The organism is Burkholderia sp. 22088 (assembly GCF_052045915.1).
GTDB lineage: Bacteria > Pseudomonadota > Gammaproteobacteria > Burkholderiales > Burkholderiaceae > Burkholderia > Burkholderia cepacia.
Map to the genome: position 1 here is coordinate 221,577 of NZ_JBQEPY010000013.1, position 13,316 is coordinate 234,892.

11 protein-coding genes are annotated in these 13,316 nt (G+C 66.0%); all 11 read right to left on the reverse strand.

Annotation, left to right across the window (positions count from 1 at the left end; genetic code table 11):
• Positions 1-136 precede the first annotated feature (136 nt).
• The 11 genes from aspS to ACTJLD_RS25065 all read right to left on the reverse strand — a co-directional run bounded on the left by aspS (position 137) and on the right by ACTJLD_RS25065 (position 13,008).
• Entirely contained in the window at positions 137-1,939 is a 1,803-nt protein-coding gene (gene aspS, locus ACTJLD_RS25015; protein ID WP_021158416.1) for an aspartate--tRNA ligase, read from the reverse strand.
• Positions 1,940-2,006: 67 nt separating this feature from the next.
• Positions 2,007-2,657 (reverse strand): DUF502 domain-containing protein, encoded by a 651-nt coding sequence (locus tag ACTJLD_RS25020; RefSeq protein WP_027789155.1) that lies wholly within the window; start codon positions 2,655-2,657, stop codon positions 2,007-2,009.
• Between the two features lie 61 nt (positions 2,658-2,718).
• A complete protein-coding gene (locus ACTJLD_RS25025; protein ID WP_027789154.1) occupies positions 2,719-3,066 on the reverse strand; it encodes an FmdB family zinc ribbon protein in 348 nt (115 codons plus the stop codon).
• 95 nt (positions 3,067-3,161) lie between these two features.
• Entirely contained in the window at positions 3,162-3,788 is a 627-nt protein-coding gene (locus tag ACTJLD_RS25030; RefSeq protein ID WP_440659844.1) for a methyltransferase domain-containing protein, read from the reverse strand.
• A 17-nt stretch (positions 3,789-3,805) separates the two neighbouring features.
• A complete protein-coding gene (ubiB, locus tag ACTJLD_RS25035) occupies positions 3,806-5,383 on the reverse strand; it encodes a ubiquinone biosynthesis regulatory protein kinase UbiB (RefSeq protein ID WP_027789152.1) in 1,578 nt (525 codons plus the stop codon).
• Positions 5,384-5,395: 12 nt separating this feature from the next.
• Entirely contained in the window at positions 5,396-6,022 is a 627-nt protein-coding gene (locus ACTJLD_RS25040; protein WP_226181368.1) for a ubiquinone biosynthesis accessory factor UbiJ, read from the reverse strand.
• A gap of 163 nt (positions 6,023-6,185) precedes the next feature.
• On the reverse strand, positions 6,186-7,217 hold the full coding sequence (locus tag ACTJLD_RS25045; protein WP_027789151.1) for a Tim44 domain-containing protein: 1,032 nt from the start codon (positions 7,215-7,217) through the stop codon (positions 6,186-6,188).
• A 41-nt stretch (positions 7,218-7,258) separates the two neighbouring features.
• Positions 7,259-7,990, reverse strand: a complete 732-nt coding sequence (gene ubiE, locus ACTJLD_RS25050; RefSeq protein ID WP_027789150.1) for a bifunctional demethylmenaquinone methyltransferase/2-methoxy-6-polyprenyl-1,4-benzoquinol methylase UbiE — start codon at positions 7,988-7,990, stop codon at positions 7,259-7,261.
• Positions 7,991-8,043: 53 nt separating this feature from the next.
• The gene (locus ACTJLD_RS25055; protein ID WP_021161323.1) at positions 8,044-8,457 is read right to left on the reverse strand and encodes a gamma-butyrobetaine hydroxylase-like domain-containing protein; all 414 of its coding nucleotides are present in this window, start codon (positions 8,455-8,457) and stop codon (positions 8,044-8,046) included.
• Positions 8,454-8,897, reverse strand: coding sequence for an HIT family protein (locus ACTJLD_RS25060; protein WP_021161324.1), 444 nt, complete (start codon positions 8,895-8,897; stop codon positions 8,454-8,456). The genes ACTJLD_RS25055 and ACTJLD_RS25060 overlap by 4 nt, the downstream gene beginning before the upstream one ends.
• Positions 8,898-8,982: 85 nt before the next feature.
• Positions 8,983-13,008: a DUF3683 domain-containing protein gene (locus ACTJLD_RS25065; protein WP_226181367.1), complete on the reverse strand. Its 4,026-nt coding sequence runs from the start codon at positions 13,006-13,008 to the stop codon at positions 8,983-8,985.
• Positions 13,009-13,316: the final 308 nt, after the last annotated feature.

Here is a 13,316-nt window from a genome sequence, read left to right on the forward strand (position 1 = left end):
CGCGCGCCGGGCACAGGCTCCGAACGGGCGGCAAGTGCTGCGACTGTACCGCAAAAAACGAAAAAGGCGCATCGCTGCGCCTTTTTCATGAGCGTCGTGTGCGCGCGAACGCACACACGACCGGATGCGAAGCGCGTTACGCCTTCGGCTGCTCCGGCTGACGCAGGCGGATGTGCAGTTCGCGCAGCTGACGCTCGTCGACCGGGCTCGGTGCCTGCGTGAGCAGATCCTGCGCACGTTGCGTCTTCGGGAACGCGATCACGTCGCGGATCGAATCGGCGCCGGCCATCATCGTGACGATGCGGTCGAGACCGAACGCGATACCGCCGTGCGGCGGCGCGCCGTACTGCAGTGCATCCAGCAGGAAGCCGAACTTGAGCTGAGCCTCTTCCGCGCCGATCTTCAGCGCACGGAACACCTTGCTCTGCACTTCCTCCTGATAGATACGCACCGAGCCGCCGCCGATTTCCCAGCCGTTCAGCACCATGTCGTAGGCCTTTGCGAGGCAGCGGCCCGGGTCGGTCTCGAGGTACTCGAGGTGCTCGTCCTTCGGGCTCGTGAACGGGTGGTGCGCAGCGACGTAGCGCGCATCTTCGTCGTCGTATTCGAACATCGGGAAGTCGACGACCCACAGCGGCTTCCAGCCGGCCTGGACCAGACCGTTCGCCTTGCCGAACTCCGAATGGCCGATCTTCAGGCGCAGCGCGCCGAGGCTGTCGTTGACGACCTTCGCGCGGTCGGCCGCGAAGAAGATGATGTCGCCGTCTTCAGCGCCGGTGCGCTCGAGGATCGCCGCGATCGACGCGTCGTGCAGGTTCTTGACGATCGGGCTCTGCAGGCCGTCACGGCCCTTCGCCTTCTCGTTGACCTTGATCCATGCGAGGCCCTTCGCGCCGTAGATGCGCACGAATTCGGTGTAGCCGTCGATGTCGCCGCGCGACAGCTCGCCGCCCTTCGGCACGCGCAGCGCCGCGACACGGCCGTCCTTCGCGTTGGCCGGCGTGCTGAACACCTTGAAGTCGACGTCCTTCATCGCGTCGGTCAGCTCGGTGAATTCGAGCTGCACGCGCAGGTCCGGCTTGTCCGAACCGAAACGCGCCATCGCTTCCGAGTACGGCATCACCGGGAATTTCGCGTCGAGTTCGACGTCGATCGTCGTCTTGAAGATGTGACGGATCATGTCTTCGAACAGGTCACGGATTTCCTGCTCGCCGAGGAACGACGTTTCGCAGTCGATCTGCGTGAATTCCGGCTGACGGTCGGCACGGAGGTCTTCGTCGCGGAAGCACTTGGTGATCTGGTAGTAACGGTCGAAGTTCGCGACCATCAGCAGCTGCTTGAACAGCTGCGGCGACTGCGGCAGCGCGAAGAACTGGCCCGCGTTCACGCGCGACGGCACGAGGTAGTCGCGTGCGCCTTCCGGCGTGCTCTTCGTCAGCATCGGCGTTTCGATGTCGATGAAGCCCTGCTCGTCGAGGTACTTGCGCGCTTCGATCGCGACGCGGTAGCGCAGGCGCAGGTTGTGCTGCATCTGCGGGCGGCGCAGGTCGAGCACGCGGTGCGTGAGGCGCGTCGTTTCCGACAGGTTGTCGTCGTCGAGCTGGAACGGCGGCGTGACCGACGCGTTCAGCACGTTCAGTTCATGACACAGCACTTCGATCTTGCCGCTCTTCAGGCCGGCGTTGACCGTACCGTCCGGACGGTTGCGCACGAGGCCCTTGATCTGCACGCAGAACTCGTTGCGCACGCCTTCGGCAGTCGCGAACATTTCCGCGCGATCCGGGTCGCACACCACCTGCACGAGGCCTTCACGATCGCGCAGGTCGATGAAGATCACACCGCCGTGATCGCGGCGGCGCTGCACCCAGCCGCACAGCGACACGGTTTGGCCCAGCAGGTGTTCGGTCACGAGACCGCAGTATTCAGTACGCATCGACATGATGTTTGCTTTCGTTCGGTTTGATCAACGGGTGCCGCAACGCGCGGCCCGGGCGATGATTCTTTACTTACAGCGGCGGCTCGACGGGGCGGCGCGCAGGCGCCGGAACCGGCGCCGGGGGCGCCACCACGCCCATCGAGACGATGTACTTGAGCGCGGCATCGACCGACATGTCGAGTTCGATGACTTCGCTCTTCGGCAGCATCAGGAAGAAGCCCGACGTCGGGTTCGGCGTCGTCGGAATATAGACGCTCACGTATTCTTCCGTCAGATGATTGAGCACGTCGCCGCCCGGCGTGCCGGTCAGAAACGCGATCGTATACGAGCCGCGACGCGGGTATTCGATCAGCAGCGCCTTGCGGAACGCGTTGCCGCTGCTCGACAGCAGCGTGTCCGACACCTGCTTGACGCTCGTGTAGATCGGCCCGACGACCGGGATGTGACGCACCACGGCGTTCCACCACGTGACGAGCTTCTGGCCGATGAAGTTCCGCGTGGCCAGCCCGACGACGAAGATGAACGCGAGCGTCAGCACCGCGCCGATCCCCGGCAAGTGGAAGCCGAGCATCCGCTCGGGCTGCCACGATTCGGGCAGCAGCAGCAGTGTCTGGTCCATCGTGCCGATGATGAGACCGAGCACCCACAGCGTGATCGCGAGCGGGACGAGAACCAGCAGGCCGGTCAGAAACACCGATTTCAGGGTCGTCTTTTTCATCATCTGCCGTCAATGAACCGCGCCGGCGGCGCGGGTTGGTCGCAGCCCGGCCGGGCCGCGACGGTCAACTGCTGGCGGCGGGCGCGGCTGCCGGGGCAGGCGCAGCGCTCGTCGTCGTGCTTTCGGAACTGCTCGATGCCGCCGGCGCGGCCGCGGCGGGCGCGGCTTCCGCCGGTGCGGCCGGCGCTGCGTCGCCCGACGCCGTCGCCGGCGCGCTGGTGCCGCCCGAACCGCCGCGGAAATCGGTGACATACCAACCCGAACCCTTCAGCTGGAAGCCCGCCGCAGTGACCTGCTTGCGAAATGCGTCCTTCCCGCATTCCGGACACTGCGACAGCGGCGCATCGCTCATCTTCTGGAGCACGTCCTTCGCGAAGCCACACGCTTCGCATCGATAGGCGTAGATCGGCATGATATTTTTCCCGCGGAAACTGGAAACGGCTTGCAAAACCTTGAATTATAGCTGAAACCCCGCCGCGCTCCGGCAATGGCCGCGACACCCGCGCATCAGCGGCGGCGCCACGTCAGCCAACGCTCGTGACCTTCGAACACGGGCAGCGAATCGGTCACGGGCAAATCCTCGATCAGTTCGAAGTGCGGCGTGAGCAGCGCATCGAGTTCGGCACGCTCGATTCCGAACGGCGGCCCCTTCGGTTTCGCCATCAGGAAGAAATAACCTGCCAGCAATCCGCCCACGGGCAGCAGCTCGGCCATGCGTGCCGCGTAGCCGGCGCGCATGGCCGGCGGCAGCGCGCACAGGAACGCGCGCTCGTACACCCACTGCACGTCGAACGGCGCCCGGTACGAAAAGAAATCGGCCTGCTCGACGACTTCCGCATGCGCGCCGAGCTGCGCTTTCGCAACTGCCACTGCCTGCGCGGAGAAATCGATCGCACGCACGGGCCAGCCGGCCTGCGCGAGCCACCCGGCCTCCTGCGCACTGCCGCAGCCTGGAATCAGAACCGCGCACGGCTCGAGCCGATGCGCGAACACGCGAAACCCGTCGGGCACGCCACCGAATTCCCACGGCGTCACGCCACGCGCGAAACGTTCGTCCCAGAACGATGCGTTGCCGGGATCGCTCGTCGTGAAATCGGCGGCCGCCGGTGTAGCCGGTTGCTTCGGATCGGACATCGCCCTGCTCCTTTCGGTCATGTGCCGTACGCGAGCGCGAGCAGCACGCGCGCGACAAGCGCCCCGACGCCGACGGCGAGACCGAAGATCAGCAACGCCTGCAGCAGCCGGTTCGTCCGCTTCTGCTCGACGAGAATCTGGCGCATCAGGTCCTCGCTCGCCGCGCGCGGCGCGTCGTGGCGCGCCGCCATCGCGTGATGGATCAGGCGCGGCAGTTGCGGCAGCGTCTTGCTCCACTGCGGCGCTTCGACCTTGAAGCGCTCGTACCAGCCGCGCAGGCCGATCTGCTCGGTCATCCAGCGCTCGAGGTACGGCTTCGCGGTCTTCCACAGGTCGAGCTCGGGGTCGAGCGAGCGGCCGAGCCCCTCGACGTTCAGCATCGTCTTCTGCAGCAGCACGAGCTGCGGCTGGATCTCGACGTTGAAGCGGCGCGACGTCGAGAACAGGCGCATCAGCACCTGGCCGAGCGAGATGTCCTTCAGCGCGCGATCGAAATACGGCTCGCACACCGCTCGGATCGCGCTTTCGAGCTCCTCGACACGCGTCTCGGGCGGCACCCAGCCGGATTCGAGGTGGAGCGTCGCGACGCGGTGGTAGTCGCGCTTGAAGAACGCGAGGAAGTTCTGCGCGAGGTAGTTCTTGTCGAAATCGGACAGCGCGCCGACGATCCCGAAATCGAGCGCGACGTAGCGGCCGAAGGTGTTCGGATCGAGGCTCACCTGGATGTTGCCCGGGTGCATGTCCGCATGGAAGAAGCCGTCGCGGAACACCTGCGTGAAGAAGATCTCGACGCCTTCGCGCGCAAGCTTCTTGATGTCGACACCGGCCGAACGCAGCGTCTCGACCTGGCTGATCGGCACGCCGGTCATGCGCTCCATCACGAGCACCTGCGACGTCGAGAAATCCCAGAACATCTCGGGCACGAGCAGCAGGTCGAGGCCCGCGAAGTTGCGGCGCAGCTGGCTGCCGTTGGCGGCCTCGCGCATCAGGTCGAGCTCGTCGTGCAGGTACTTGTCGAACTCGGCGACGACCTCGCGCGGCTTCAGGCGCCGGCCGTCGGCCCACATGCGCTCGGTCCAGATCGCGATGTCGCGCATCAGCGCGAGGTCGGAATCGATCACGGACAGCATGTTCGGGCGCAGCACCTTGACCGCGACGGCCTTGCCCGCGTGCTGGCCCTGCTTGAGCTTCGCGAAATGCACCTGCGCGATCGACGCGCTCGCGACCGGTTCGCGCTCGAATTCGTCGAACAGCTCGTCGACCGGCGCACCGAGCGACTTCTCGATGATTCCGATCGCGACCGCCGAATCGAACGGCGGCACCTGGTCCTGCAGCTTCGCGAGTTCGTTCGCGAAATCGACCGACAGCAGGTCGCGGCGCGTCGACAGCACCTGGCCGAACTTGACGAAGATCGGGCCGAGGCTTTCGAGCGCATGGCGCAGCCGCACCGCCGGCGGATCGGAATAACGGCGACCGATCGTCGTGATCCGCAGCAGCAGCTTCACGCGCCGGTCGTCGATCCGGGACAGCATCACTTCGTCGAGACCAAAGCGGATGACGGTGTAGACAATCTTGATGAAACGGAAAATGCGCATGCCCTGCGGCCCTCAGTGCGCGCCGCGCGGGCCGGAACCCGTGCGCGCGCCGATTTTTTGTTCGAGTCGCTCGACCCGCTTTTCGACCCGCGCGAGCGCATCGCGTGCGCGCGCCAGTTCGGCGTCGAAGCCGCCGAGCGATGCGCGCCGGACGACTTGCGGGTTCTCGTCGAGCCAGTATTCGGCAACGGAATCGAGCACGTTGCGGCCGGTACGTCGCGCGCGCACACCGGCGTCGCGCACGACCGTCGCGATCCGGTATGCCGCCGCGTCGCCGACCAGCTTCGCGAGATCTTCTTCAGGTTCCCAGCGCAGGTGCTCGGCCAGCTTCGCGATCTGCGTCGCGAACTCCGCATCGCCCTCGATCTTCACGTGCTTCATCACGGCCGCCTGGCCGCCCTGCAGGAACGCGGCGACCGTGTCGCCCGCGAGCGCGATCGACACGTCGACCTGTTGCGCATCGTGCGCGTCGACGGCCGACAGATAGCCGTCGGGCTGCACCAGCAGCGTGAGCGTAACGGGAGGCACGTCGATCCGGGCAGTCTTGCCCGCATACGGAATCAGGCGGTCGCGCGCCCACGATTCGCGGGCGAGCAGGTGATTGACAGCAGCAGCAAAAGGCTTGGCGGCAAAGGTCATCGGGCTGGGAAAGAAAAAACCCGCGCAGGCCGGGCGCCCACGCGGGTTTCTATTGTAACGTCGGATCGTCGGCAGGCCGTGCCTGACCGCACACCCGGGCGGCAAGCGGTCGCAGTGCGGCGGCCGTTGCCCGGGTGTCCGGCGGCGTGGCCGCCGGACACGCTCAGTGCGTGTTGATCTGCTGGATGCCCGCGAGCAGCCAGCCCTGACTGCCCGACTTCGACAGGTTCCACACCTCGTCGAACGGCGCGGCCGACGCATTCGCCGATTCGCGGATCAGCCCATGGAAACGCACGCTCGCCGACTGCTCGATGCCGCGATCCTCGATCGCGACCAGTTCCGCGTCGAGCTGCACGACGTCGGTCTGGTTCGACTCGTTGCCGCGCGAATCGAGGTCGATCTTGATCTCGGCGAACATTTCGGGCGTCGTGAACTCGCGGATGTCGGCCAGGTTGCCCTGGTCCCACGCGGCCTGCAGGCGCACGAAATAAACCTTCGAGCTGCGCAGGAACGCTTCGGTGTCGAAGCCGGCCGGCACCTGGAGCGGTGCTGCCGCCGCCGCTGCCGCGCCTGCGCCCGCGGCACCGCCGCCGAACACGCCTTGCGCTTCGTTCGCGTAGCTGCTGCCGCTACCCGCATAGTTGCTGCCGGTGCCGCCCTGCTGGAACGACGGGCTCTGCGAGTAGCCGCCCGACGACGACGCCGAGCCGCCGACCGAGTATGCCGGCTCCTGCGGACGACGGCGGTTCATGAACTTGCGGATCAGCCAGATGCCGACCATCGCGAGCAGCGCGATCACGATGACGTTCGCCATCATGCTCGCGAATGCGCCGCCCAGGCCGAAGTGCGACAGCAGCGCCGCGATGCCGAGACCGGCCGCGAGGCCGGCGATCGGCCCGAGCCAGCGCGAGCGGTTGGGCTGCGCGGCCGGCGCGGGCGCGGCCGGGTTCGCACGCTGCGCCTGCGACGGCGCGGCCTGCTGCATCGGCTGCTGCGCAGGCGGCGTGGCCTGACGCTGCGTGACGGTGGAATTCTGGCGGCCGATGCTGCGCCCGCCGCCCATGCGCTTGGCTTCAGCGTCGAGCGATGCGAACGTGCCGGCCGTGAGCAGGCCGACCATCAGCAGTGTGCCGACTCGTCGAGCCCACGGCTTCGACGGCTTGCTACGGTTGAACAACGAACGCGTTTCGGACATCAGCTTCTCCAGATGTAAGACAAATGTATGGAAAGAGCCCCTTAGTACTTGGCTCCCATGTGTAAAGCTACCACGCCACCTGACAAATTGTAATATTTGACGGCATCGAGGCCCGCTTGTTCCATCATCGTCTTCAGCGTGTCCTGATCGGGGTGCATTCGGATAGATTCAGCAAGATACCGGTAACTTTCAGCATCTTTCGCGAACTTGTCGCCAAGCCACGGTAATACTTTGAAAGAATACAGATCGTACGCCTTTTTCAGCGGATCCCAGACTTTCGAGAATTCCAGCACCATCACGCGGCCGCCCGGCTTCGTCACGCGACGCATCTCCGCCAGCGCGGCATCCTTGTGCGTCATGTTGCGCAGCCCGAACGCGACCGTGACCAGATCGAAGTAGTTGTCCGGAAAGGGGATTTTCTCCGCGTCGCACAGCAGCGACGGCGTCACGATGCCCTTGTCGAGCAGCCGGTCGCGACCGACGCGCAGCATCGATTCGTTGATGTCCGTGTGCCAGACCTCGCCCGTCGGCCCGGCTGCCTTCGCGAACGCCTTGGTCAGGTCGCCGGTGCCGGCCGCGATGTCGAGCACCTTGAAGCCGGGACGCACGTTCGCCTGCGCGATCGTGAACGCCTTCCACGCGCGGTGCATGCCCGCCGACATCAGGTCGTTCATCAGATCGTAGTTGCTCGCGACCGAATGGAACACACCCGCCACTTTCTTCGCTTTTTCGTTTTCCTCGACGCTTTCGAAGCCGAAGTGGGTTTTGCTCATCGCGTTGATCCTCAGTAAATGGCAAGACGGCGCCGAGCGGGCGCCGTCGAATTTCAGTGGCAGTGGCCGTGCGACGCGGAGGCCGCCTGCATCGGGGCGTCGCGCTCGACGCCCGCCGCCTTCAGTTTGTCGAAATAGTCGCGCCACAGCGCGTCCTGCTGCGTGGCCAGCTCGTACAGCAGGTCCCACGAGTAGATGCCGGTCGAATGGCCGTCGGAAAACGTCGGCTGCAGCGCGTAGTTGCCGACGCCCTCGAGCGCGGTGATCGTCACCTCGCGCTTGCCGGTCTGCAGCGTCTCCTGGCCGGGCCCGTGGCCGCGCACCTCGGCCGACGGCGAATACACGCGCATCAGCTCGAACGGAATCCGGTAGCTTTCACCGTTCGGGTACTGCAATTCGAGCACGCGCGATACCGCGTGCACGACAACGCCGGACGGAATCGGCGTCGTGGAAGTCAAACCGCTCATGGCTGCCTCGAATCGGTCATGCGTTGAATTTCCTCGCGCACCGCATTGTGCAGCAGCGAGGCCTGCGCCGCGCGCGTGCGCAGCAGCGCCTCGGACACGCTGCGCTGGCGCGGCGCCCAGACGGGCTGCGGGAAGTGGGCGTCGTTGGAAAAGCGCGGGATCACGTGCCAGTGCACGTGCGGCACCATGTTGCCGAGGCTCGCGAGATTCACCTTGTTCGGCTGCATCACGCGGCGCACGGCCCGCTCGACCGCGTAGACCACGCGCATCAGATGGGCCCGCTCGGGCTCGCCGAGATCGGAGAATTCCGCTACGTGCGTGCCCCAGATCACCCGGCAGAAGCCCGGATACTCGTGCTCGCCCGTCGCGAGGACGACGCGCAGCGCATCGTCCTGCCAGAGCACCTCGCCGCCGTCTTCACGGCAAAACACGCATTCCATCGTCGCTCCCATGTGGACGGGCGCCGGCATTGCCGCGCCGGCGCCCGCTCATCCCCAGCCCGGTCGGGCGGTCGTCATGCCCGCATTAGACCAGCACGCGCTCGATCCCGCCATTGTTCGCGCGTGCGACATAATCGGCCATCCAGTTCTCGCCGAGCACCTGGCGCGCGATTTCGACCACGATGTAGTCGGCTTCGAGGTTCGCATCCTCGCCGTAGCGCGACAGGCCCTGCAGGCACGACGGGCAGCTCGTCAGGATCTTCACGTCCGGGCCGTTCGCGGCCGCGGCGGCTGGCGCCGACGCAGCGCCGGCCACCACGGGAATCGCACGCAGCTTCGCGGCGCCCTTGCGGATCTCCTCTTCCTTGCGGAAACGCACCTGCGTGGAGATATCCGGCCGCGTGACCGCCAGCGTGCCCGACTCACCGCAGCAACGATCGTTCTTCTCGATCCTGTAGCCGTCCTTCTCCGAGCCCATCAGCTCGTTGACGAGCTTCACCGGGTCCATCGTCTTGATCGGCGTATGGCACGGGTCGTGATACATGTAGCGCGTGCCCGTCACGCCGTCGAGCTTCATCCCCTTCTCGAGCAGGAACTCGTGGATGTCGATGATCCGGCAGCCCGGGAAGATCTTGTCGAATTCGTAACCGGCGAGCTGGTCGTAGCAGGTGCCGCACGACACGACCACCGTCTTGATATCGAGGTAGTTCAGCGTGTTCGCGACCCGGTGGAACAGCACGCGGTTGTCGGTGACGATCTTCTCGGCCTTGTCGTACTGGCCCGAGCCGCGCTGCGGATAGCCGCAGCACAGGTAGCCCGGCGGCAGCACGGTCTGCACGCCCGCCTCCCACAGCATCGCCTGCGTCGCGAGGCCGACCTGCGAGAACAAACGCTCGGAGCCGCAGCCCGGGAAGTAGAACACCGCTTCCGAATCGACGGTCGTCGACTTCGGGTTGCGGATGATCGGCACGATCTTGTTGTCCTCGATGTCGAGCAGCGCGCGCGCCGTCTTCTTCGGCAGGTTGCCCGGCATCTTCTTGTTGACGAAGTGGATCACCTGCTCGACGACGGGCGGCTTGCCCACCGTCGCCGGCGGGTGCTGCGTCTGCTTCTTCACGACGTTCTTCAGCATGTCGTTCGCGAAGCGCTGCACCTTGTAGCCGACGCCCATCATCACGGTGCGCGCGGCATTGATCGTCTGCGGGTTGGTCGCGTTCAGGAAGAACATGCCCGCCGCATTGCCGGCGTTGAATTTCTTCTTGCCCATCTTGCGCAACAGGTTGCGCATGTTCATCGTGACGTCGCCGAAATCGATCTTCACCGGGCACGGCGTCGCGCACTTGTGGCACACCGTGCAGTGGTCGGCCACGTCGTTGAACTCGTCCCAGTGCTTGATCGACACGCCGCGGCGCGTCTGTTCCTCATACAGGAACGCCTCGACCAGCAGCGACGTCGCGAGGATCTTGTTACGCGGGCTGTACAGCAGGTTCGCGCGCGGCACGTGCGTCGCGCACACCGGCTTGCACTTGCCGCAGCGCAGGCAGTCCTTCACCGAATCGGCGATCGCGCCGATGTCGGACTGCTTCATGATCAGCGACTCGTATCCCATCAGCCCGAAGCTCGGCGTATAGGCGTTGCGCAGATCGGCGCCTTCGAGCAGCTTACCCTTGTTGAAACGGCCGTTCGGGTCGACGCGTTGCTTGTACGCGCGGAATTCGGCGATCTCGTCGTCGGTCAGGAACTCGAGCTTCGTGATGCCGATGCCGTGCTCGCCGGAAATCACGCCGTCGAGCGAACGCGCGAGCGTCATGATGCGCGCGACCGCCGCGTGGGCGTCCTGCAGCATCTCGTAGTTGTCGGAGTTGACCGGCAGGTTGGTGTGGACGTTGCCGTCGCCCGCGTGCATGTGCAGCGCGACGAACACGCGGCCGCGCAGCACCTGCTTGTGGATCGCCTGCGCTTCGTCGAGGATCTGCTTAAACGCGCCGCCGTTGAAGATCGCGCGCAGCTCCGCGCGGATCTCCTGCTTCCACGAGATGCGCACCGTGCGGTCCTGCGTGACGTGGAACACGGTCGCGCCCGGCTGCTCGTCCGCGCGGTCCGCGAACTTCTCGGCCAGCGCCTCGTAACCGAGTTGCACGAGGTAGTGCTGCGCCTCGCGCAGCGGCTGGTCGAGCCGGTCGCGCACGAACTCCCAGCGCGCGCGCACGCGCTTGAGCAGCTCCAGTGCCTGCTGGACGCGATCCTCGAGCAGTTCGGCGCTCGGGATCTCGTTCGCGTCGTCGGTCTTGCCGAGCGGCAGGTTGCCGCCGCGGAAGAACGCTTCCAGCGCGTCGACCAGTTGCAGCTTGTTCTTCAGCGACAGCTCGATGTTGATCCGCTCGATGCCGTCGGTGTACTCGCCCATCCGGTTCAACGGGATGACGACGTCTTCGTTGATCTTGAACGCGTTCGTGTGCTTCGCGATCGCGGCCGTGCGGCTGCGGTCGAGCCAGAAGCGCTTGCGCGCCTCCGCGCTGATCGCGACGAAGCCTTCGCCGCTCTTGCCGTTCGCCATCCGGATCACTTCGGACGTCGCGTGCGCGACCGCGTCGGCGTCATCGCCGACGATGTCGCCGATCAGCACCATCTTGGGAAATGCGTTGCGCTTGCTCTTGGTCGCGTAGCCGACCGCGCGCAGGTAGCGCTCGTCGAGGTGCTCGAGGCCCGCGAGGATCGCGCCGCCCTGCTTCGACGTCTCGAACAGGTAGTCCTTGATCTCGACGATGCTCGGGATCGCCTCGCGCGCCTGGCCGAAGAATTCCAGGCAGACGGTGCGGGTGTGCGCCGGCATCTTGTGCAGCACCCAGCGCGCGGACGTGATGAGCCCGTCGCAGCCTTCCTTCTGCACGCCCGGCAGGCCGGCCAGGAACTTGTCGGTCACGTCCTTGCCGAGGCCTTCCTTGCGGAACCGGCGGCCCTCGATCTCGAGCATCTCGCTCTTCAGCAGCTTCTCGCCCGGCGCATATGCGCCGTCGAACCACTTCAGCTCGAAACGCGCGACCGCGATGTCGTGGATCTTGCCCTGGTTGTGCTCGTGGCGCGTGACTTCGAGCCAGTTGCCGTCCGGGTCGACCATCCGCCACCAGGCCAGGTTGTCGAGCGCGGTGCCCCACAGCACGGCCTTCTTGCCGCCCGCGTTCATCGCGACGTTGCCGCCGATGCACGATGCGTCGAGCGAGGTCGGATCGACCGCGAACACGTAGCCGGCCGCTTCCGCGGCTTCCGTCACGCGGCGTGTGACGACGCCCGCGCCGGAGAAGATCGTCGGCACCTTGTGCGCGACGCCCGGCAGCTCGGTCAGCTCGACCGCGCCGAGCTGTTCGAGCTTCTCGGTGTTGATCACCGCGGAGAACGGCGTGAGCGGCACCGCGCCGCCCGTGTAGCCGGTGCCGCCGCCGCGCGGGATCACGGTCAGGCCGAGCTCGAAGCAGGCCTTGATCAGGCCGGCGATCTCGGCTTCGGTATCGGGGGTGAGCACGACGAACGGATATTCGACCCGCCAGTCGGTCGCGTCGGTCACGTGCGACACGCGCGACAGCCCGTCGAAACGGATGTTGTCCTTCTGCGTGCAGCGGCCGAGCGCCTTGGTCGCGCGGCGGCGCAGGTCGGCCATCTTCTCGAATTCGTCCGCGAACTCGTTGACCGCGCGCTGCGCGGCGGTTTCGAGCATCTCGACGCGCGATGCGCGTTCGCGGCCCGCGTCGTCGCGGTGCTCGGTGAGATCCGCGCTGCGGCGCTTGCCGATTTCGGTCAGCCGGTGGTTCAGCGCCTCGATCAACAGCGCGCGGCGCTTCGGGTTGTCGAGCAGGTCGTCCTGCAGGTACGGGTTGCGGCGCACGACCCAGATGTCGCCGAGCACTTCATACAGCATCCGTGCCGAGCGGCCCGTACGGCGCTCGGCGCGCAGCTCGTCGAGCACCGACCACGCCTCTTCGCCGAGCAGGCGGATCACGATCTCGCGATCCGAGAAGGACGTGTAGTTGTAGGGAATCTCGCGCAACCGGGGCGCGGGGTCGGCGGCGACGGCGGCTGCCGCGCCATGCGGATCGAAAACTTGTGGTGCGTTCATGTTCGGACGACTCGGAGGGCCGATACACCGTGCACGGGCGTCGGCAAGCGCGTGGGCGCAATCTTGGGGAAATCTGTTCTGTTACCAGGCGCGCGGCTGTCCTTCATGGGGCCGGAGCGGGCGGAGATTCGCCCCTCCTGGCCGGCGACAGGGCCTGGCGGCACTCGATCATCAGCACGATCGCGCGCGGCGCGCATGCCGTTCCGCCGCGGGGCTGGCTGCGCGCGGCGTCGGCTTCAACGGTGCGATCCGAGGGTGCCTCTGCATCTTCCGAATCCTTGATTCAAAACGGAATTCTAACCCATGAT